The sequence below is a fragment of the Microbacterium sp. GQ128 genome, assembly GCF_059758615.1.
In genome coordinates, this window is record NZ_JCAXDY010000003.1 from 171,114 (window position 1) to 191,292 (window position 20,179).

The window sequence follows — 20,179 nt, forward strand, 5'->3', positions numbered from 1 at the left end:
CTGTCACCGCGCGAGCGTCGCCAGATGCACGGTATGGGCAGAGAGTAGGAAGAGGTCATCCCTGCGGGCGAGGCTCCGAGCGTCGTCGCCGTCCAGCAGCACGTCCAGGGCGCTGCGATCGTCGTCGTCCAACAGCCCGCCGATCATGGAACGGATGTCAAGGTAATGCTCGCGGATGTGGTCGCGGACGCGGTCCTCCACGGGCGCTGGCCAGTCGAGGAGGAAGGTCTTGCTCGCGAGCGGTGTGAGCCCGGCCTCGGCAAGCATCCACCTCCAGTCCTTCCCACCGCCGATCGCGGCGTCGCCGAGCGACCATTCGCGGACGAAGTAATCGCTGAGGGTCGCCTCGAGACGCGACAGGAAACTCGGGCGCCCGACGCCATATCCGCCCGGAAGCACGCGCATGGGCAGGCCGCCCTCGGCTACGGCAAAAACGCCGTCGTCGGCCAAGGCTTCGCCGACCCGGGCCAGTCCCCGCACGGGATCCGGCAGGTGATGAATCACGGCGCTCGCCCAGACGATGTCGGCCGGGCCGAGGGCGGACAGACCCTCTTCGAGATCGGCTTGCACCGTGCGCACACGGTCGTCCAGCCGTGCGCGAGCTGTCAGGCGGCGCGCCGTCTCCAGGATCTTCTCGTTCTGATCGACTGCAAGGACTTGAGTGGACGGCGCGGCGTGCGCGAACGCGCGCGCAGCGAAACCGGCCCCGCATCCGGCATCGATGACGAGCTCCGGGGGTCGTTGAAGCTTCGACGTCACCCAGGCGACCGCGTCGGCGACCCACGGCGACGACACCTGTCCCGACCGCTCCAGACCGGCGGCCTGGTCATCCCAGGTTCGCGGATGGAGACCGTGCTCGCTCACGGCAGCTCCTCGACGTTCACGGGCCAGGCGGGGAGGGGATCCGCGAATCGCCGCCAGGCTGCGGGGCCCGCCGTGAGCTCTTCGTCGGTCACGGCTGCGGCGTCGAAGGCTGCGCGGATCCCGTGTCGGTCGAGGTCGAGTCCGGTGAACGCGAGATCCTGCGCGGTGGTCGCGGCCTCGAGGTCAGCTGAGAGGGGATCGATCCAGATCGCCGAGCCGACCTGATCCCAGCGCGCGAGGATGCCGGCGCGCGTGGCGAGGCGGCAGAACCCGGCTGACCGGAGCGCGGTGCCGAGCCGCCCGGAATCAATGTCGTTCAGCGTCGTGGTGAGCCGGCCGGGATGGAACGGGCGCGGTTGCTCGTAGCGCAGCGTCGTCACCCGGGAGTCGGTCATATGGGGGTCGTGCTCATCGTTGAGGGAGTGCACCCATCCCGCCCGCTCGAGCAACGGCGGCGACTGCGGCGAAGATGCGCACAGCGCGCGGATGTCCTCCGCGGGCCCTCGAGAGAGCCGGACGCGTGCCGCGGGATTGAGGTGCGAGGCGAGTGCCATGAGGAGCGAAAGCTCGGCGGTGGGGGTCGACTCCCAATTCACAAAGCAGATCAGCGTCGCCGCCTCGAGATAAGACACCGCGCGGCGCGCTCGGGAACCGAAGTCGCCCCGGTCGTCGCCGTCGCCGACGGCTTTCATAAGCGGCTCGCCGTCGCGGAGGTCGTGCGCCAGATGCAAGGTGTCGACGACGCAGATGACAGAGGAACGCGGATCGTTGGCCAGGCTGACGTGCGGCAGATCCAGCTCGCTCGCGACGTCCGCCACGATGCTCGACGGCATCCGGGCCGCTGCGGGATGTTCCGGCGAGAGCGGGATCGGCTGTCGCCCTTGCGGCGGCGTCCGCTCCACCAGGGGAATCAGATGGCCACCGGTCTCGCGTGCGAGACGGGCGGCGTACGACTGCCGCTCCGGTACGCACACTCCGACGACGACTAGTGGACTGCTGTTCTGCACGCTCGACCTGCTCCTTCTTTGACCGGATCTCGCTCCCACCCTAGTCTGTTAATGAGAAGAATTATCAATAAGGAGTTCGTCATGAAGGTTCGTGCATCGCTCAAGTCGCTGAAGAGTCAGCCGGGCGCTCAGGTCGTGCGTCGTCGGGGAAGGGTCTTCGTGATCAACAAGCTCAACCCGCGCTTCAAGGGACGTCAGGGCTGAGCACAACACCAGGAGGGGCCGGCGGAAAACATCCGTCGGCCCCCCTGGTCTATCCGGCTGTCGCCGCTCAGTGCTCGTCGTAGTGACTGCCGTGCTCGGCGTGCTTGTGTCCATCGTGCAGATAGTCGATGTGACCATCGTGCTCGACGGTCTCGTGGCCGCAATCCGCGCCGTGCGTGTGGGCGTCGACGGAGTGCTCGGCAACGCTTTCGTGCTCGTCGTAGTGGTCTTCGTGCAGGGCGTGGTGGTGCGTGCCGTGCACGTAGTCGACGTGGCCGTCGTGCTGAACCGCCTCGTGGCCGCAGTCGCTGCCGTGCTCGTGCTCGGTGACCGAGTGCTCGGCGTGGATCTCAATGGTGCTCATCGGATGCTCCTTCGTGAATCGGTTTCTCTTCCAAGACGTGGGCGAGCGCATCGTCCACGACGTGGGCGATGTGGTGGTCGGCCAGTTGGTAAACGGCCTCTCGTCCGGTGCGGGACACGGTGACGATTCCGGCAAGCCGCAGGGTTCGCAAGTGCTGCGACACGAGCGGTTGCGAGAGGCCGCTCCGGGCGGTCAGCGCGCTGACACCGGCCGGCTCGGTCGCCAGTAAACGGAGCAGAAAGAGCCGTGACTTCGAGCCGAGGACCTTGAACAGGTCAGCAGTCGCGTCGAGTCCTTGCTCCGTGTCCATGCACCTAGTTCATCGCAACGCATAAACAAATCGCAATGCGTTTATCTAACTGATGCTCATCCACAGCCGCGCGCAGGATGCGTCAGGGTGCATATGCGGCGGGTCGGCAATCTGCGCAACGACCGAAGGCGTTCATCGCGACGCTGTTCACGGCGTACCCATGAGCGGCCGCCGCCTTAGTGATCCAGTCGTCTGTGGGTGGACTGACGGTGGCGGTGCTTCCGCAGGACTCGCAGATGAGATGCAGGTGATCGGGATGGGATCGGCACGCGCGGTACAGCTGGCGTCCGCCGTACGCAATGGTGTCGGCTGCCCCTGACGATACGAGCGCCAACAGCTGGCGGTACACCGTCGGCAGCGACGCGGATCCCCCGCGAGTGAGCAGTAGATCTCTCAGCGATTGTGCGGAGATGAATCCATCCGCCGCCTCCAGGGCGGCGCGGATGGATTCAGCATGCGCTGAACGACGCCGCGGCATCCCGGTCGCGTCCTCGACGACTATCGGCGTGAGCTGATCAACGTCCACCCGGACCTCCAGTTGCATCATTGTCCGCTCTTATGAATAATGATAACCATTATCAGTAAGGGTGCGTCCGTTGCTGACTCCTTCCCGCGTTCCGTCAGAAAGGGCCATACCCATGTCTGTTTCATCCCGTCTGCGAGGCAGTGCGCTCGTCAGCGCATTCGTGCTCGCAGCCGGATTGGCCGTCCCCACCATGGCGTTCGCAGCAGATGCGCCCGTGGTGAGCGACGATCCGATCCGTTTCGATACCGGGCACATCGACGCCTTCAACCTCGTTCTCAACGAAGACGACAGCGTTCGTCTCGTGCTCAAGGAGGACGTCACCGGCTCTCACGTGCTGCGCACCCCGGAGTCGGTGGATCTCTTCGTGAAGAGCCAGTCGATCATCGCCGGGTTCCCTGAGGTGGCTCTGCCGCCGGGAGCACCGTCGACGCTCTACCATCTGCCCATCACCCAGGATCATGACCTGCTGTGGCCGGGATGGGATACGCAGTCGATCCAGGCCGTGTATCCCGGTGCGAAGACCGAGTTCGACGTGACGGTCGACGGCCCGGGCGATGTCTATCTCTGGTCGCAGGGCGCGTTCGGAGACCCCAAGTCGCTCCTCGTCGGCGGCGGCTACTCGCTCCCCGCGAGCATCAGCCAGCCTTTCCCGGCTCACACCCACGCCAACTGGGGCTTCACCGAACCCGGCTCGTACTCCTTCGACGTCACCGCGAGGGTGGCAAGCGCGGACGGGACCAAAACGTCGACGTCGAACACCGCGACCTACACGTTCACGGTGGCGCCAGCCCCGGAGTCGCTGACCGTCACCGGTGCAGAGAACCCCGTCGACGCCGGAAGCGAGCTGACCCTCACGGCAGCGCAGACGCCAGCGGACTCGACCTTCTCCGCTTACCGGTGGCAGACGCGAGCATCCGCTGAGGCCGAATGGGCCGACGTCGCCGGTGCGACCGCCGCTACCCTGACGGTCGCGGCCCTCGAGGGTGCGCAGTACCGCGCGCTCGTCTCCGGCGGACAGGACTTCTCCACCGGAGCCTCGGTGCCGCTGACGGTGACCTCGCAGCCGGTAGCCGTGGCGATCACACCAGAACCGGTGGTCCCGACCATCGCGATCGCTCCGCTCTCGCACCACTATCACAGCGGCTCACCGATCGACCTGTCGCTCACCACCACCACGCCGGAAGCTCTGAACGGCGAGATCCGGTGGTACCTCCAGCGTGAGGATCAGGACTCTCCCGTCGTCATCACTAGCGCCACCGGTCCGACGCACCGCCTCACCGCTGAGCAGGCGTTGCACGGTGCGAAGGTCTCCGCCGAGCTTCTTGGGGAAGACGGCAAGGCCGTCGCGACGGCTCCTGTCCTCACCATCGACGTCGACGATCACGGCGCGGCGCCGCTGCAGAAGATCGCCGTCAAGGGCATCTCCGACCATTATCACACCGGCGACACCGCCACCCTCAGTGCAGCCGTCGCACCCGCTTCGGTGCTCACGCGGTACGAGTGGTACGTACAGGAGGAGGGCGAGACCACGCCGACGCTCGTCGCGGACGAGAACGGCGCGGAGTACTCCTTCGAGGTCACCGACCGGTTCGCTGGTGCAGCGGTGATCGCTCGACTGACCTACGACGACGGTCGCTCCTACGTCGAATCGGCACCCGTCATCGTGAAGGTCGACGACCACAACGAGATCCCGGCCACCGACCTGACGATCGAGACGAACCGCGATGCCGACGACTACTGGACCGGACAGACGGCAACTCTGACCGCCGCGCAGTCCACGCCGACCGGTCTCACCGACCACCGCTGGCTGGCGAAGCTGCCCGGCGCGACGGAGTTCACCGCTGTCGACGGTCAGACGGCTGCCGAGTACAAGTTCAAGCCGACCCTCGCCAACAGCGGAGTACAGGTCAAGGTGCAGCTGCTGCACGACGGCGAGATCCACGCCGAGTCCGCAGCGGTCACGATCACCGCGCAGCAGCGTCCGGTCGTCACCACGCTCACCGTGAGCGCGGACAAGCAGTCGTACGAGCCGGGCGACACCGCCCGCCTCACCTCCGCCCAGACGCCGCAGACCGATCACGCGCACTACCACTGGTACGTGAAGCGCGCCGGGGCCTCCGACTTCGTGTGGGTCGATCAGTCCAGGGACAAGGATCTCGACTACGCGGTGACCGCAGAGGACGCCGGCGCACAGCTCGTGATCCGCATGTTCGACGACACTCACGCGATCATCGCCGAATCCGCACCGCACACGCTCACCGTGACGGACAGCGGAACCGACCCCGACCCGGTGACCGAACTCACCATCTCGGGCGCGGCGAGCGGATATCACGTCGGTGAGACAGCCTCCCTCGCGGCCGTGCAGAACCCCGCGACGGGTGAGGACCACCACCACTGGTTCATCAAGCGCTCCGGCGACGCGGACTTCTCCGTGATCTCCGGTGCGCTCACCGGCAGCCTCGCCCACGAGGTCGCCGAGTCGGATGCCGGTGCGCAGATCGTGGCGAAGCTGTACAACCACGACCACCAGGTCATCGCAGAGTCGGCCCCGGTCACGATCACCGTGCTCCCGGGCTCTCCGAAGCCGACCACGGCACCGACCGCGCAGACGGAGGCGTCGCTCGAGGGCGTCCAGGCCGGCGGCATCACGCCGTCCAGCAGCTCGGTCGTCGCGGGCCAGGTCATCACGGTGCAGATGGGTGAGGGGACCGAGTACGCCGGCGAGTGGGTGGCCGCGTGGCTGTTCTCTGAGCCGGTGCTGCTGAGCGGCGACTGGATCCAGGTCGCGGCCGACGGCACCATCGCGGTCACGATCCCCGCCGGAACCCCCGCAGGCGCCCACCGGCTCGCCGTGTTCGACGCGTCAGGCACCCTCATCGGCTGGCAGCAGCTGCAGGTGGGAGCGGCCGGAGCCGGAGCGGGCGAGTCGCCGAGCGGCGACCTCGCCGTGACCGGTGCCGAGTTCGGGGGATACCTCACCACGGGAGCGATCCTGCTCCTGGTCGGTGCGGGCGTCCTGCTCGTCCATCGCCGCCGCGCGGCGGCGATGGTCGACAGCACCGAGTGAACACCTGCCGCAGCGCGGCGGACGGATTCCCCGGAGTCCTCCGCCGCGCTGCGGCACCCCCTTCAGAACGACAAGGAAATCCCCCGTGCCGAATCGTCTTCTCCGGTGTGCCGCCGTGCTCGCCGCGGCATCCGTCGTCGTCGGATGCTCTGCTCAGCCGGGCCGCCAGGACGACGGCCGCCAGGACGACGGCCGCATCCAGGTGATGACGACCACCGGCATCCTCGCGGATCTCGCCCGCAACGTCGCCGGTGATCGCGCAGACGTGATCTCCCTGGTCCCCGAGGGCGGAGACCCCCACAGCCACGAACCCTCCCTGCGCGACGTGCGCGACATCGTGTACACCGACGTCGCCTTCTCGAACTACCTGATGCTGGAGGAGCAGAGCCTCATCAAGGCGCTCGACACCAACCTCCCGGACGGCGTGCCGAACATCTCCCTCGCCGAAGAGGCGGTGAAGTACGCGGCCGAGATCATCCCGCTCGTCGAAGACGTCTCGCTCGACACGATCTGGCTCGGGCTGCGTGTCGCCGGCGACGGCGCAGCGCTGGGGGCGAGCCGGACATCCGACGTGCACCTCTCCGCGACCGCGGTCCAGGGGCCCGGCTCCCTCGTGGCATACCTGACCGGAAGCTTCGGCGATGTCGACATCTACTTCGACTCAGCCGACGGCTTCGATGAAGCCGGCGGCTACCGCGACGACTCGGTGAGCATCCCCCCGGATGCCCACACACACCTCAGCTGGGCTTTCACGGAACCGGGAATCTACACACTCGACCTACAGGCGAAGCTGCAGGTCTCGAACGACCAGAAGCCGATAGAGGTCGCGACCGGACAGGTGACCTTCGCGGTCGGCGTCGACCCCTACGATGTGCCGGGGAAGTCGGATCCTGTCGTCCTCGACGCCGGGCACTCCGACCTGACCCTGAACCTCGACTCCCGGGCATTTGAGGTGCTGCTCGACCACGAACACGGTTCGGGCGATATCCACCAAGAGATCTTCCCCCTCGACGACGTCGTCGTCGAGGTCCCGAACAAGGCCCTGCACGAGATTCCGGGAGATCCTGCCTACCGTTTCCTCGGACGGGCCGGTGCGCCGATCTACCAGTTGCCGCAGGCCGTGCTCGGCAAGCACGTCCATGGCGAGATCGATCCGCACCTGTGGCAGAACGTGCGCAACTCCATGGCTTACGTCGAGATCATCCGGGACACGCTCATCGAGGTCGATCCCGAGGGAGCCCCGGAGTACACCCGAAATGCGGCGTCCTACCTCGAGCAGCTGGCGGCACTCGACGCCGAGGTCACGGAGACGATCGCCGAGATACCTAAGGCCGATCGCACCCTCGTGACCACCCACGATGCGTTCGGGTATCTGGCTCAGGCGTACGACGTCACCATCTCGGGCTTCGTCACGCCCAACCCGGCCATCGAACCCTCGCTCGCGGAACGCAAGCGCCTGACCGAGACCATCCGCAACCTCGGCGTTCCCGCCGTGTTCCTCGAACCCAACCTGGCGAGCCGGTCATCCACCCTCGTGGAGGTGGCGAAAGAGCAGGGCATCGCCGTGTGCCCGATCTACGGCGATGCCTTCAGCGAGACCGTCACCACCTACATCGACATGATGCGATTCAACGCGCAAAGCCTCCGCGACTGCCTCGGCAGCACTGAAAGAGAATGAGCATGATCCCCCGACAGACCCGTCTCCGACGCGCCACCGCCCCGGCGCTGATCCTGGCCTTTGCGGCACTCCTCGCACCGACCGTCGCCTCTGCCGAAGAAGTTGACCCTCTCGATCAGACGATCGACCCGGACCAGTCGCAGGGTACCGGCCAGGTCGTCCGCGACGCGGGGCACGTCGACTTCGGACCAACGCTCAACACGGGCGAGTGGATCATCCAGATCCACGACGACACCGAGTCGCCGTCCTATTGGCGTCACCTCGAAGATGTCGTCATGAAGGTCAACGACGCATCGATCCTCCCCGTACCGGATGCCGAGGCGTACAGCTTCCTCGCCGAAGAGCCCGGCACTGAGGTGTGGGTCGTGCCGCAGACGCAGAAAACCGGTGTGATCTGGACGGGCTGGAACACCCAGGAACCGAACGTGCTGGATTCGCTGAACCTGGGCACCACACTCAACATCTTGGGTGTGGAAGGTCCGGGAGACGTGTCCGTCTATCTCCAGAGCGGCAACTTCGGAGATCCGCAGCCGCTGTGGTCGACACATGAGCCGTTCCCGCAGCAGACGTGGATCGAGGTCAACACGCACACTCATGCCAACTGGGTGTTCACCGAACCAGGAATCTACCTCGTGGAGATCCAGTTCGACGCCGAGCTCAACACGGGTGAAGCAGCCTCCGCCCGAGACACGCTGCGATTCGCGGTCGGCGATGCCACAGACCCGCAGGAGGCTTTCGGGATGACGTTCGCGCAGACGGAGATTCCGTCAGCGGTGCCGTCGGAGCCCAGCGATGCAACCGCGATGTCGGACGACTCCAACGAGCTGGGCGTCATCGTCTGGGTTGTTGTCGGCGGAGTGGCCGTCGTCCTCATCGCCGCCCTTGTCGTGGTCGGAACTGCGACCCGTCGGGCCAAGTCCCGAGCGTTCGCCGCTCGCCGCCAGTCAGAGGGAAACGAATGAACACCCTCGACGTCACCGACCTCACCGTCCAGCTGGGCGGACGACGCGTGCTCCATGACGTGAACCTGCGCATCGACACCGGAGAGTTCGTCGGCCTGATCGGTCCGAACGGTGCAGGCAAGACCACACTGCTTCGATCCATCCTTGGCCTCATCCGCACCGAACACGGGCGCGTCCACGTCGACGGTCGAACCGGAGCGCAGGCTCGTTCCCGAGTGGGTTACGTGCCGCAGCGTCACGAGTTCGCCTGGGACTTCCCGATCTCGGTCGAAGACGCCGTCATGACCGGGCGCATACGGCGGATCGGTTGGCTGCGCCGACCCGGCGTCTCGGACTTCGATGCTGCTGCTGAAGCGCTCGAGCGCGTGCACATGGACCACCTGCGCACACGACCCGTGGGTGAACTGTCGGGCGGTCAACGACAGCGCGTCCTCGTGGCGCGTGCGCTCGCCCTGCGGCCCAGACTGCTGCTGCTCGACGAACCCTTCACGGGTCTCGACATGCCCACGCAGGAGTTGCTGATCGAGCTGTTCCGCGAACTCGCAAGCGAGGACAAGGCCGTGCTGATGACCACTCACGACCTGGTCGGCGCCATGCATGAATGCTCACGACTCTGCCTGCTCAACCGCACCGTGATCGCCGACGCGCCGCCATCCGATCTCGTCGACCCGGAGGTCTGGATGCATACGTTCGACGTGAAGGCCACGAACCCGCTGCTGAAGACCTTGGGGGTCTCCGCCTGATGCTCTCCCCGATCGATTTCATTCAAGATCTGCTGAACCCGGACCTGGGATTCCTTCCGAAGGCGCTCATCATCGCGATGATGTCGAGCGTCGTCTGCGGCGTCATCGGATGCTACGTCGTGCTCCGTGGCATGGCTTTCATCGGCGACGCGGTTGCCCATGCTGTTTTCCCCGGCCTCGCTGTCGCCTTCGTGATCCAGGGCAACCTGGTGCTCGGTGGGGCCGTCGCCGGTGTGCTCACCGCGATCCTCGTCGCCGTGTTCTCGCAGAACCGCCGTATCAAAGAGGACTCGATCATCGGCGTCTTCTTCGTGGCCGCCTTCGCCCTCGGCATTGTCGTCATCTCACAAGCGCCCGGGTATGCCGGCTCCCTGCAGCAGTTCCTCTTCGGATCGATCACCGGCATCCCCGACGAAGACATCTACACCGTCGCGATCACCGGCGTGCTCCTGCTGCTCATCGTCTTCCTCTTCCACAAAGAGTTCGTCGCCGTCACCCTCGACCGAGAAATGGCGCGCTCCACCGGCGTCCCCGTCTTCATCCTCGATCTCGTGCTGTACGTGATGGTGGCCGTCGCGATCGTCATCTCCATCCAGACGATCGGAAACATCCTCGTGCTCGCGCTGTTGATCACTCCGGCCGCCGCAGCGAGACTCCTTACGGACAGGCTCATCGCGATGATGATCCTCGCCCCGGTGATCGGTGCCACCTCCGCTCTGATCGGGCTGTACGTGTCCTGGAGCTTCGACCTTCCGGTCGGTGGAATGATCGTCCTCGTCGCCACAGCGGTCTTCCTCCTCGCTTGGTTCTTCGCACCCCGACACGGACTGCTGATGAAGTACCTGCGCCGCCGCACCCGCGCAGAGCAGATCGCGGAACCGGGCACGACCCAGCCCATCATCGACGACGCCACCACACCGGTCCCCGAAGGGGCGCTCCGATGACCCGGCTGCACTCACCTCGTCGTCCGGTCCGCCTCGCATCCATCGGGGCGCTCCTGGCGCTCACCCTCACCATGCTCGTACCAGCGGGTGCGACGGCAGCCGACGCGCCCTCGGCGATCGATGCCACGCTGCTTCAGATAGGCCAGACCGATGACGGCCCGCTGATGATCGGCGCCGCGGACAGCACGGGCACTCCCGTCGCCTCACCATCCGCATTCCGTGTTTCTTCGACCGACCCCTTTCCAGCTGCCTTCGACGCAACCGGCGTGCCCCTTGAATCGAGCGCCGTGCTGGTCGAGTGGACCACGGTCGCACTTCCAGGAAGCGCGGCTCCCGGGCGGACCGATGCGGAGGGCGCACAGGTCATCGTCACCTCCGCGGATGACAGCACGGTGCTGCTGGGCTCGGGGACAGACGCTCCACAGAGTCTGCAGATCGCGGCGGGCGAGCGGCTGGCCACATCATGGCGCTTCACCGCACCCGGCGACTACACCATCACCGCGACGGCGACACTCCTCGACGAGGCCGGCGTATCGCTGCACACGAGCCAGCCTCACACTGTCTCGTTCCAGGTCGAGGCTCCCGCACCTGTTCCCCATCCGGTTCCCGCCCCTGCTCCTGACCCGGCACCCGCACCCGGTGCGGACCCAGACCCGGATCCGCCGCTACCCGAGAACCCCGGCATCCCGCTGCCCGAGAATCAATCCGACGAACCGGCGCCCCCGAGCCGGGAAAAGACGATCGTTGAGAATGTGCACACCGACACCGTCTCTGCTTACCTCGACGGCGACAACCTCGTTCTCGACACCAAGGCAGACATGGACGTCAACGGTGACGGCATCGTCGACTTGGGGACCCGCCTCGCGACGAGCGACGTGCTGTTCCACCTGAGCGAAAAGGCACGAACGCAGGTCCCTAACCTTCCGTCCTACGCATTCCTCGGACAGCCCGGAGACACCATCTGGTTGGCGCCGCAGACACAGAACCGCGAAATCATCTGGCCGGGCTTCAGCACAGAGGACCCGCGACTCGACGGGCAGGTGCAGGGTGACACGCTCGATGTCCGCCTGCTCGACGCGCACGGTCCCGGCGAACTGGAGGTCTACCTGCAGAACGGCCCCACGGTGAACCGCGTATTCAGCTCCACTTCATCGCTGCCCGCGTGGTCGACCGGGGTTCCCCAGCACACGCACATGAACTGGGCGTTCACGCGATCCGGCACCTACACGCTGACGTTCGAGATGTCCGGCACGGTCAGCGGACGCGCGCAGTCGGCCCAGAACGACTACACCTTCATCGTCGGCGACATCGATGACCACACCCGAACCACAACCACTACGCTCACCGCCTCCACAGCAGCCGCATCCTCAGGGCAGGCGGTCCTGCTCAGCGCGAAGGTCACACCGTCCGATGCGACCGGGGCCGTGCAGTTCGGCGACACGGTCAGCAACCGCGTGCTCGGCCACACGCCACTCGTCGACGGGGAGGCCGCGTTCCTGGCCACCGCGCTCACGCCGGGAGAACACCGTCTGGTCGCGGAGTTCGTTCCCACCTGGAGCACGGATCATTCGAGTTCCAGCTCGCCTCCGGCGGAGGTGACGGTCGACGGTGAAGTTCTCCCGAAGCCTGACTTCGACGACCGCACCCCGCCCCTCGACGCCGACTTCGATAGGAACCTTGCCGGGGAAGGGCTGGTCATCACGACCCCCGGCAAGGCGCTGTCGAAGGGAACTCTTTCGGCCCGCGTCACACACACCACTGCAGCTGGGCGTTGGCTGTCGGTCTGGATGCCTGGACAGAAGCCCGAATGGCAAGGCTGGGTCCAAGCTGACTTGCGGGGCAGTCTCACCATCGACCTCCCCGCCGGCATCCGCCTCGGCGCCCATCGGTTGGCGGTCGAGCTCGACGACGGCACATTCCTCGGTTGGGATGAGTTCACCGTGACCGGGATTGGCGGAGGCGGTCAGACACCGGTGCCACCGCCACCCCCGGTGCCGATCGGACCGGCACCCACAGCCCCCAGCCAGCAGTGCGTGCCGGGAGTGGTGCTCGAATCAGGACACATCGACGCCTTCTTCGTGTCCGCAGCGAACGGCAAAGCCGTACTGCAGCTCATGGAAGACGTGACGGGCCACCGCGTGGTCAGGGAGGCCGAGAACGTACTGCTGCGAGTGAAGGAGTCGGCCTACCGCAGCAACATCCCCAGCGGCACCCCAGGGGCGCCTGCCGGCTACGTGCTACCGCTGACACAGAACCCAGGCCTCATCTGGCCCGGCTGGGACACGAACCGCACCGCCGCCAGCGGCTACAGCGATGTTTCCATCCACGTCTCCGGGGTCAACGGCCCGGGCCGGGTGTACCTGTCCAGCCAAGGATCCTTCGGAGGCATCGAGTCACTCCTTGCCGGAGGCGGGTATTCGCTTCCCGGCGTCATCCGCGTTCCCGAGCCCGCTCACACCCACGCCCAGTGGGTCTTCTCGGAGAAAGGAATCTACAAGCTCACCGTGCATGCGGTCGCCACCAATCCGAAGACCGGAGCATCCCTCCGAACGGCCGCTCACACGTACGTCTTCCAGGTCGGCGACGTGCCCCTGGGCGATGCGTTCTGCGGGCTGAGCTCCGCCGATGCCAGCGCCGCGAAGGAAGTGAACGCTGCCGTCGACGCAGCGGCCGCCGAAGCTGTCGCAGCGGCACAAGCAGCCGCCGTCTCGGGGACCTCGACGGAGCTCCTTGAAGGACGCAAGCGTGAGTTCACCGACTCGAACGAGACGACCGCGGGTCCGGTGATCGCTGAACAGGAGCTCCCCATCGTGCTCGGGATCGTCGCAGGCGGAGTGCTGATCATCGGCGGCATCATCGGCGCCGCCGCCTGGTACCTGCGCCGTCTCCGCGCTGTGCCCGCCCCCGCGGCGCCAACGAAGGCCAGCGGATGAGCACCGAACGACGAACGGCCTTCGGCGCACTCCTCGCGGGAGAGGATGCGGAAACGACGCCGCCGGCGCACGAGAACATTACGCCACATGCGCGATATAGGTGGATGATCCTCGGGGCGGCCGCCAGCTTCGCGGCGGGAACGATCCTCCTCATCGCCAGCGTCTCCGCCGTGTCCTCGACGGATGCGCCCGAGAGCGTACCCGTAGGGGCGACACCATCGAGTGAAGAGGGCGTCACCGCGGAGCCCTCATCCGCACCCACACTCCTCAGCCAGGAGAAAGGATCGCCGCAAAGCCTGATCGACCAGACGTGGGTCCAGGAATACGCCGAGATAACAGGGATACCGGCTCGTGCGCTGTCTGCCTATGCTGGCGCATCCCTGCACGTCGCTACGGAGTTCCCTGACTGCGCACTTGGCTGGAATACCCTCGCCGGCATCGGGCACGTCGAATCCCACCACGGAACAATCTACGGTTCGACCATCGATCACGATGGCGTTGCATCGCCGGCGATCATCGGCATCCCGCTCACCGGCGAAACAACCCAAGCCATCCGAGACACCGACCACGGCGAACTCGATGGCGACACCGTATGGGACCGCGCGGTCGGACCGATGCAGTTCATCCCCACGACATGGGCGGAATGGGGCACCGACGGCAACGGCGACGGCAAGGCCGACCCCCAGAACATCGACGACAGCGCACTTTCCGCTGCCCGGTACCTCTGCAGCATCGGCGGAAACCTCAACGACGCGGACAGGTGGATCGCCGCAGTCCACGCCTACAACCCGACAGTCGAATACAACAACCTCGTCGCCGAAGCAGCGGAGCACTACGGGAGCTTCTGACGCCCCGACACGTTCCGACGCGCGACCCCGCGAGTCGAGCGTCGCCGAAGCCGCGAGCCACTACGCGACCAGCGGCCTCTGAGCAGCACAAACCGAAATCTTTGAGAGAACGAGAGGGAAGACCTTGACTACACACTCACCGCCGCGACGCATCGCGGCCATCCTCGCTCTAGCGGTCGCGGCCGGATCACTGCTCCTACCCACCGCAGCGACCGCCGCCGAAGGTGTTGCGCCGCAGCCGACGGAGTATCGCGTGCTCGCAGGTGCGCACGTTGACATGGTGTCGACTTTCCTGGACGACGACCAGCTGACTCTCGGAACCAAAGCCGATGTGCCCGAAGGCGCCGGCACGCGCTTCGACGCACAAGAGGTGTGGTTCCAACTTGAGAACACGGCACAGCAGTCCGTGCCGGCAGGATACGAGTTCATCGCGACCGAGGGCTCCACCGTGTGGCTCGCATCGGAGGTCAACCCGGGGGCGGGTCGGCTCTGGCCCGGGTTCAACACCGAATCGGTCGGGCGAGGCGCCATCGACAACGACACCACGGAATTCTCTCTCGCCACTTTCGAAGGCCCCGGCGAACTTGAGGTGTACACCGGCGGTGGAAGCGACCCCCTGAACCGCCTGTGGTCCTCACAGGACCCCAGTATCCGCACGTTCGACATCGGCCGAACTCACATGCATGCCAATTGGGCGTTCACCGCAGCCGGAACATACCGCCTCGGAGTCAACAGCACCGTTACCGTGAACGGTGCAGACCAGACCGCGTCCGCGACATACACCGTCGTTGTCGGCGACCTCGAGGAGCCGACAACAACGACAACAGCGCTGTCCGCATCCGGCACCATGCTCTTGAGTGGAGATCCTCTGACTCTGAGCGCACGTGTCACCCCGGCGGATGTCGAGGGGTTCATCGAGTTCCGCGACGGAACGACAGTCCTCGGACACGAACCTGTGAGCGATGGAGCAGCGAACTTTACCGCGGCCGCTCCCGCAGTCGGGACGCACTCGCTGACCGCCAGCTACGTGCCGACCGTGGCTAACTTCACCGCCGCATCCACCTCTCCCCCCGTGGCCGTTACGGTGACCGACGGATCGGGCGTACAGTTCGGGATCGCGGGCATCGAACCGCTCTACGCGCCGGGCGAGACGCTGAGCGCCCGCGTCGTGGGACACACCCCGAGCGCAGACCAGACCTACCGGTGGGTCTGGCGGCAGATCGGCACAGAATCCGCCTACGTGCTTCGCGGCGGAGGCGAGGAGGCCCAGGGACGTCTGACGCTGCCCGTGGACATGACCCACAACGACTATGAAGTCAGTGTCCAAGTGCGCCAGGGGAACACGGCTGTCGCGCAGTCATCATGGGTGCCGATGAAGGTGCGCTCCGCGGTCCAGCCCCTGACCGCCAGCTTCCCTGACGGCGAGATCTACCTCGGAGATGAGATCTTCGTCGAGCTGGATGGTGCGCTCGCCGACGGCGACACTATCCAGGTGGCCCAGCGGGGGACAGCGGGGCCGTGGTTCGGATTCTCCGACTACGTCCAGACGGATGCGGACACGCTCAACCTCAGGCCCACCTGGCAGTCCACGGGGGTGTCGTGGACGATTCAAACGGTTCGTGACGGAGTGGTCGTCGCACAATCAGTCCCGGTCGCCAAGGACGTCGTGCTCCGAGAAGTGCATGTCGAAGGTCTTCAGGGCGTCTACCGCGTGGGTCAGACTCTTCGCACTACGGCACGGGTGTACCCCGAGATCGAGGGGCTCATCTACACGTGGTCGCTGCAGAGGTCGCTGTCCGAGGCGCCGTACTTCGAAGAGCGCATAATCAAACAGGGCTCGGCGGAATCCGATCTGTCCGTGGAGCTGCCCATCGGGGTAGAGCATCAGGGCTGGAGCCTCGCCTTCATGCCCAGCCTCCCCGAGGGGCACACCTCCGGCGCGACCCAGGTCGGTGCCTTCAGTCAGGTGCTGAACGTATCCGACAGCTCCCCGGATACGCAGCTACTCTTCTTCGAAGCCCTCGGCGAGCACTACCACCAGGGGTACGACGTAAATCTCAATCTGATGGCGGACCCTGCCCTCGCCGACGGCGACACCATCGCATGGCAGTGGAAATGGCCTGACACTGAGGAATGGGCCGCTCTCCCCGGCGCGTCCGGCATGAACCACACGCTGGTAGCTGAGCAGGCGATGCACGGCGTCGAGGTTCGCGCCGTGCTCGAGTTCGCGAACGGCGCCGATGAGCTGGTCGCGGATCCTGTCACCATCCAGGTCGACGATCACGGCTCGCCGGCACGACAAAAGGTCACCATCACCGGAAGCCAGGTCGGCGGCGACATCCTCACCGCGGCGGAGGGCGATTCGGTTACCGTGTCGAGCGACGTCGCAAATGGCACCGTCCTCAACTCCTTCCAGTGGTTCCTCACTTCGCCCGGCGAAGCGGAAGCCGTACCCATCCCGGGGGCGAACGAAGCCACCTACGAGTTCGTCGCGACTTCTCCGCAAGACGGCGCCGAACTCAGTGTCGCCGTCGTCAAGCCCGGAGGCGCGCTGGCCTACGGCCCATCCGCGCCAGTGACCGTGGCGGTGACCGATGCGACAATGCCCCCGGGGCAAACGAAACCTGATGCAGCGCCGCGAGATCAGAATGCCGAAATCCTCGAGGATGTCTCGGCGGGCGGGATCGCGCTCGGCTCGATGGCGGTGGCACCGGGGGATCGGCTCACCGTTGAGCTCGGGGCCGGACAGGCCGACGCCTGGGTGGCAGCCTGGCTGTTCTCCACCCCGGCACTTCTCGGCGGCGATTGGGTACAGGCCGACAGGGCGGGTTCCATCGAGGTCCGTATCCCCCTTGATGCGGTGCCGGGGGAGCATCGCCTGGCGGTGTTCGACTCGGAGGGCTCACTCATCGGATGGGCGAGCCTCGAGGTCACGCAGGCGAGCAATCCGTCTGTAGTCGCTGGAGCACTTCCTGCCACCGGAGGTACGGTGCCGCTGACAGTGGTCGCCGTGGCGATGCTGCTGATCGCAGCGGGCGCAATGTTCGCTAGGGTGCGTCGTCCCGCGGGTCGCACCACTTAGTGCCCTGACTCGACTCGCAAGCGGGCCACGCCGATCGAGGTGGGGGAGCGGACGTCGGAACAGGCGTCCGCTCCTCCTTGTCGCGTCTGGACGCGACAAGGAGGAGTTTCGCCGAGAATCATCCTCATGTCGTTCTGACGTCATCCCGTGGCGGAAACGATCGTTTACGGCAGGCTGGTCGGCTCCCACACGCAGAAGCACGACACGCCGAAAGATGATCCGCCGAAACCCCCTGCCGAAACCCAAACGCCCTTCGCCCTATGGAGACAGACTCGCCACGATCACAACGGTCCAAGGTATCCGCTTGTTGGCAGAAGAGCTTGGCGTTTCATCCGGCATCGTGGCTGGTCAATGGGCTTTTCTTACTCAGACATGGGGCGGTCCCAGCGCGAAACTCAGAGAACGAGTCGACCCGGTCGATGCTTTGAGTTGATATGGCTGCCGGCTGGTCGCAGAGGCACCATGCGGATCCTTTGTCCAACGGCCGTTGGACTCTTGGCGCTCGGTCGTGCGGTGGAGGACATGATGGATGATCTGGTGCCCGACTCCTACGCCGCGACGCTGGACGACCTCAAGAAGCGGGTGCACGCAGCACGCCAGGAGGTGCAGCGGAGGGTCAACAACGAGTTGCTCCGGCTCTGGTGGCGCCTCGGGTCGCACAATCCTGCGTAGCTTCGCGGAGGCCTGGCCGGACGAGGACTCGAATGTCCAACGGCCAAGGACCCGTACGCACTGCAGTTCCTCGCGATCAACAGCAGCGCGTCCGAACGGGAACTCGAGCCACGCATGCTCGACCGGATCCTCGACACCATGCGCGAGCTCGGACCGGGCCTATAGTCTCAACCCGGGTCCGGGCACGAAGACGCGACAGCGCACTCTCCCGATGCGGTCACACCTCTACTCAAGGAAATAGAAGTCATCCTCGCCTGATTGGATGACGGCGTGCACGAGATCCAGATTGCGCAGCGTGCTTCGCACGTAGCGTGAGACGCCCTGCAGCAGCTCTACCAGTTCCGTGCGCCACGGAACTGGCTGGTTGCCGAAGCGCGGTGGGTAGAGCGGAATCTCCTGCCGATCCACCACAAGAAGCTGACTGATGTGAATGCTCAATGCTCGAGAGCGAAAATCCTCGAGCTGTCTCCGCACTTTCTTTCTTCGCTCGCGACCCTGGTCGTCGCCGTCCACGGCAGACTCGAGAGCATGTTCCGCGACATCACGACCGTCGTCTTCGACGTGCTCGGCACTCTCGTCGACGAGCCCCGCGGTCTCCGTACCGCCATCGCCGAAGCGGTGGGCACCGCCCGCGACACTGAGGCGCTGCTCGGCATCTGGCAAAGTCACATCGACCAAGAGCAGGCGCGCATCGCGAGGGGCGAACGCGACTACGCCGACACGGAGACTCTCGATCGCGAGGCGGCTCTGCGGGTGGCTGAAACGGCGGGGATCGACGACCAGGCCCTCATCGGCCGCCTGGCGTCGGCGGCTGAGCGGCTTCCGCCCTGGGACGACTCCGCCGACGGTGTCGCGCGACTCGTGCAGCGGTTCCGTGTATTCGGGCTGTCGAATGCGACGACGAAGACGCTGCATCGGCTGGCAGAGCACGCCGGGCTGGAATGGGATCTGGCGCTGTCGGCTGACGCCGTGCGCGCCTACAAACCTGCCCCCGAGGTCTATGCTCTGGCGGTGGAGGCGGCGGCCGGCGATCCGTCGAGAGTGCTGATGGTCGCGGCCCATGCCTGGGATCTGCGGGGTGCGCAATCGATCGGCATGCGAACCGCGTATGTGCAACGCCCGGTGGGCGACCCGCCGACTTCGACAGACACGTTCGATGGTCGATTCGACGGACTTCGGCAACTCGCCGCCGCGCTGATCTCGAGCACGTGACGCATCGATCTCGTTATCTCAGCGACTTCCTGCGGAGCGGGCGACGCCGATGGGCTCGACCTCCGTCGACTCGTTGGCGATGCCGAACCGGATCAGCGCGCGTGGATCAGACCGGTAGTCCGGAGGCGGCACATCGAGCGCGCTGGCCTGGAGAAGGGTGAAATCGGCCGCGGAGCCGACGACGCGGAGCGTCCCGACCGGGAGGCAGTCGACCACGAGCTGGAACTCCTTCTCGCCCTGGTGCACGGCGGCTCCGGAGATCGACCAGGCGGTGAACTCGTTCGCCGTGCGCGTGCTCAGCCAGTTCTGCTGCACCACACCGGTCACCCGCAGCAGGGCGGTGGTGCCGCGGAGACGCGAGGACTGTCGCAGCTCGAGCAGGACGCCCACGACTCCGCCCAGGACATCGACGAGGATCCGGGTGATCTGTGCGCCGACGAGAGCGTCCGTGTTCAGGAACGGATTCTCCTCGCGCGGGAGCGGCGGTAGCTCGCCGGGGACGCCGATGAGCAGGTCGTTAACCATCATGTCGAATCGTCTCCCCAGTCCCCCGACCCTTCGAGAATATGTGATCGCGGTTCACATACTCTGTGCGCCGCGTGTGAACGGGGCTTCCGGAGCGCCGCTCGATGCCGCTCAGGGCACTGCGACGGCCGCAACCTTCCGATAGTCTCGCCCGCGTGGCCGGCCCGGGCGGCAGGAGCCCGAGCCGATCGAATCGGACTCGAGAAGTCGGGTTCCGATGGCCGGGGCGCGGCGACGA

General features: G+C 66.0%; 18 protein-coding genes. 11 read left to right on the forward strand and 7 right to left on the reverse strand.

What is annotated here, in order from left to right; all coding sequences use genetic code 11:
* Nucleotides 1-3: 3 nt before the first annotated feature.
* Nucleotides 4-864 carry a class I SAM-dependent methyltransferase gene (locus AC6CHX_RS11005; RefSeq protein WP_498272849.1) on the reverse strand — a complete coding sequence of 287 codons (861 nt, stop codon included), beginning with the start codon at nt 862-864 and terminating at the stop codon, nt 4-6.
* Nucleotides 861-1,871: a GTP-binding protein gene (locus AC6CHX_RS11010; protein ID WP_498272850.1), complete on the reverse strand. Its 1,011-nt coding sequence runs from the start codon at nt 1,869-1,871 to the stop codon at nt 861-863. The genes AC6CHX_RS11005 and AC6CHX_RS11010 overlap by 4 nt, the downstream gene beginning before the upstream one ends.
* Before the next feature lie 81 nt (nt 1,872-1,952).
* Here AC6CHX_RS11010 and ykgO point away from each other — a divergent pair, with 81 nt between their 5' ends.
* Complete coding sequence (ykgO, locus tag AC6CHX_RS11015; protein WP_124291916.1) at nt 1,953-2,075, forward strand: type B 50S ribosomal protein L36; 123 nt, start codon at nt 1,953-1,955, stop codon at nt 2,073-2,075.
* Nucleotides 2,076-2,142: 67 nt separating this feature from the next.
* Here ykgO and AC6CHX_RS11020 read toward each other — a convergent pair whose 3' ends face one another.
* The 3 genes from AC6CHX_RS11020 to AC6CHX_RS11030 all read right to left on the reverse strand — a co-directional run bounded on the left by AC6CHX_RS11020 (nt 2,143) and on the right by AC6CHX_RS11030 (nt 3,296).
* On the reverse strand, nt 2,143-2,439 hold the full coding sequence (locus AC6CHX_RS11020; protein WP_498272851.1) for a hypothetical protein: 297 nt from the start codon (nt 2,437-2,439) through the stop codon (nt 2,143-2,145).
* Nucleotides 2,426-2,749, reverse strand: coding sequence for an ArsR/SmtB family transcription factor (locus AC6CHX_RS11025; RefSeq protein ID WP_498272852.1), 324 nt, complete (start codon nt 2,747-2,749; stop codon nt 2,426-2,428). Before AC6CHX_RS11025 ends, AC6CHX_RS11020 begins: the two co-directional genes overlap by 14 nt.
* Before the next feature lie 82 nt (nt 2,750-2,831).
* Nucleotides 2,832-3,296, reverse strand: a complete 465-nt coding sequence (locus AC6CHX_RS11030; RefSeq protein WP_498272853.1) for a Fur family transcriptional regulator — start codon at nt 3,294-3,296, stop codon at nt 2,832-2,834.
* 91 nt (nt 3,297-3,387) lie between these two features.
* Here AC6CHX_RS11030 and AC6CHX_RS11035 point away from each other — a divergent pair, with 91 nt between their 5' ends.
* The 9 genes from AC6CHX_RS11035 to AC6CHX_RS11075 all read left to right on the forward strand — a co-directional run bounded on the left by AC6CHX_RS11035 (nt 3,388) and on the right by AC6CHX_RS11075 (nt 18,204).
* Nucleotides 3,388-6,342 carry a choice-of-anchor M domain-containing protein gene (locus tag AC6CHX_RS11035; RefSeq protein ID WP_498272854.1) on the forward strand — a complete coding sequence of 985 codons (2,955 nt, stop codon included), beginning with the start codon at nt 3,388-3,390 and terminating at the stop codon, nt 6,340-6,342.
* A gap of 85 nt (nt 6,343-6,427) precedes the next feature.
* Nucleotides 6,428-8,020, forward strand: a complete 1,593-nt coding sequence (locus AC6CHX_RS11040; protein WP_498272855.1) for an anchored repeat ABC transporter, substrate-binding protein — start codon at nt 6,428-6,430, stop codon at nt 8,018-8,020.
* 2 nt (nt 8,021-8,022) lie between these two features.
* Nucleotides 8,023-8,982: a choice-of-anchor M domain-containing protein gene (locus tag AC6CHX_RS11045; RefSeq protein ID WP_498272856.1), complete on the forward strand. Its 960-nt coding sequence runs from the start codon at nt 8,023-8,025 to the stop codon at nt 8,980-8,982.
* Nucleotides 8,979-9,725, forward strand: a complete 747-nt coding sequence (locus AC6CHX_RS11050; protein WP_498272857.1) for an anchored repeat-type ABC transporter ATP-binding subunit — start codon at nt 8,979-8,981, stop codon at nt 9,723-9,725. Before AC6CHX_RS11045 ends, AC6CHX_RS11050 begins: the two co-directional genes overlap by 4 nt.
* A complete protein-coding gene (locus AC6CHX_RS11055) occupies nt 9,725-10,669 on the forward strand; it encodes an anchored repeat-type ABC transporter permease subunit (protein ID WP_498272858.1) in 945 nt (314 codons plus the stop codon). Before AC6CHX_RS11050 ends, AC6CHX_RS11055 begins: the two co-directional genes overlap by 1 nt.
* Nucleotides 10,666-13,602: a choice-of-anchor M domain-containing protein gene (locus AC6CHX_RS11060; protein WP_498272859.1), complete on the forward strand. Its 2,937-nt coding sequence runs from the start codon at nt 10,666-10,668 to the stop codon at nt 13,600-13,602. Before AC6CHX_RS11055 ends, AC6CHX_RS11060 begins: the two co-directional genes overlap by 4 nt.
* The gene (locus AC6CHX_RS11065) at nt 13,599-14,450 is read left to right on the forward strand and encodes a lytic transglycosylase domain-containing protein (RefSeq protein ID WP_498272860.1); all 852 of its coding nucleotides are present in this window, start codon (nt 13,599-13,601) and stop codon (nt 14,448-14,450) included. Before AC6CHX_RS11060 ends, AC6CHX_RS11065 begins: the two co-directional genes overlap by 4 nt.
* A 124-nt stretch (nt 14,451-14,574) precedes the next feature.
* Nucleotides 14,575-17,532, forward strand: a complete 2,958-nt coding sequence (locus AC6CHX_RS11070) for a choice-of-anchor M domain-containing protein (protein WP_498272861.1) — start codon at nt 14,575-14,577, stop codon at nt 17,530-17,532.
* A 525-nt stretch (nt 17,533-18,057) separates the two neighbouring features.
* Nucleotides 18,058-18,204: a hypothetical protein gene (locus AC6CHX_RS11075; protein WP_498272862.1), complete on the forward strand. Its 147-nt coding sequence runs from the start codon at nt 18,058-18,060 to the stop codon at nt 18,202-18,204.
* A 225-nt stretch (nt 18,205-18,429) separates the two neighbouring features.
* Here AC6CHX_RS11075 and AC6CHX_RS11080 read toward each other — a convergent pair whose 3' ends face one another.
* Nucleotides 18,430-18,717, reverse strand: coding sequence for a hypothetical protein (locus AC6CHX_RS11080; RefSeq protein WP_498272863.1), 288 nt, complete (start codon nt 18,715-18,717; stop codon nt 18,430-18,432).
* 15 nt (nt 18,718-18,732) lie between these two features.
* Here AC6CHX_RS11080 and AC6CHX_RS11085 point away from each other — a divergent pair, with 15 nt between their 5' ends.
* Complete coding sequence (locus AC6CHX_RS11085; protein ID WP_498272864.1) at nt 18,733-19,416, forward strand: haloacid dehalogenase type II; 684 nt, start codon at nt 18,733-18,735, stop codon at nt 19,414-19,416.
* Between the two features lie 18 nt (nt 19,417-19,434).
* Here the strand turns inward: AC6CHX_RS11085 and AC6CHX_RS11090 are convergent, their stop codons facing one another.
* Nucleotides 19,435-19,944 carry a hypothetical protein gene (locus AC6CHX_RS11090; RefSeq protein WP_498272865.1) on the reverse strand — a complete coding sequence of 170 codons (510 nt, stop codon included), beginning with the start codon at nt 19,942-19,944 and terminating at the stop codon, nt 19,435-19,437.
* Nucleotides 19,945-20,179 lie beyond the last annotated feature (235 nt).

Excerpts from the sequence above, each read along its gene's own strand:
- AC6CHX_RS11075 (WP_498272862.1), top strand. The coding sequence starts at position 18,058 with ATGGATGATCTGGTGCCCGACTCCTACGCCGCGACGCTGGACGACCTC.
- ykgO (WP_124291916.1), top strand. The coding sequence starts at position 1,953 with ATGAAGGTTCGTGCATCGCTCAAGTCGCTGAAGAGTCAGCCGGGCGCT.
- AC6CHX_RS11035 (WP_498272854.1), top strand. The coding sequence starts at position 3,388 with ATGTCTGTTTCATCCCGTCTGCGAGGCAGTGCGCTCGTCAGCGCATTC.
- AC6CHX_RS11065 (WP_498272860.1), top strand. The coding sequence starts at position 13,599 with ATGAGCACCGAACGACGAACGGCCTTCGGCGCACTCCTCGCGGGAGAG.
- AC6CHX_RS11085 (WP_498272864.1), top strand. The coding sequence starts at position 18,733 with ATGTTCCGCGACATCACGACCGTCGTCTTCGACGTGCTCGGCACTCTC.
- AC6CHX_RS11060 (WP_498272859.1), top strand. The coding sequence starts at position 10,666 with ATGACCCGGCTGCACTCACCTCGTCGTCCGGTCCGCCTCGCATCCATC.
- AC6CHX_RS11045 (WP_498272856.1), top strand. The coding sequence starts at position 8,023 with ATGATCCCCCGACAGACCCGTCTCCGACGCGCCACCGCCCCGGCGCTG.
- AC6CHX_RS11050 (WP_498272857.1), top strand. The coding sequence starts at position 8,979 with ATGAACACCCTCGACGTCACCGACCTCACCGTCCAGCTGGGCGGACGA.
- AC6CHX_RS11090 (WP_498272865.1), bottom strand. The coding sequence starts at position 19,944 with ATGATGGTTAACGACCTGCTCATCGGCGTCCCCGGCGAGCTACCGCCG.
- AC6CHX_RS11020 (WP_498272851.1), bottom strand. The coding sequence starts at position 2,439 with ATGAGCACCATTGAGATCCACGCCGAGCACTCGGTCACCGAGCACGAG.
- AC6CHX_RS11025 (WP_498272852.1), bottom strand. The coding sequence starts at position 2,749 with ATGGACACGGAGCAAGGACTCGACGCGACTGCTGACCTGTTCAAGGTC.
- AC6CHX_RS11030 (WP_498272853.1), bottom strand. The coding sequence starts at position 3,296 with ATGATGCAACTGGAGGTCCGGGTGGACGTTGATCAGCTCACGCCGATA.
- AC6CHX_RS11055 (WP_498272858.1), top strand. The coding sequence starts at position 9,725 with ATGCTCTCCCCGATCGATTTCATTCAAGATCTGCTGAACCCGGACCTG.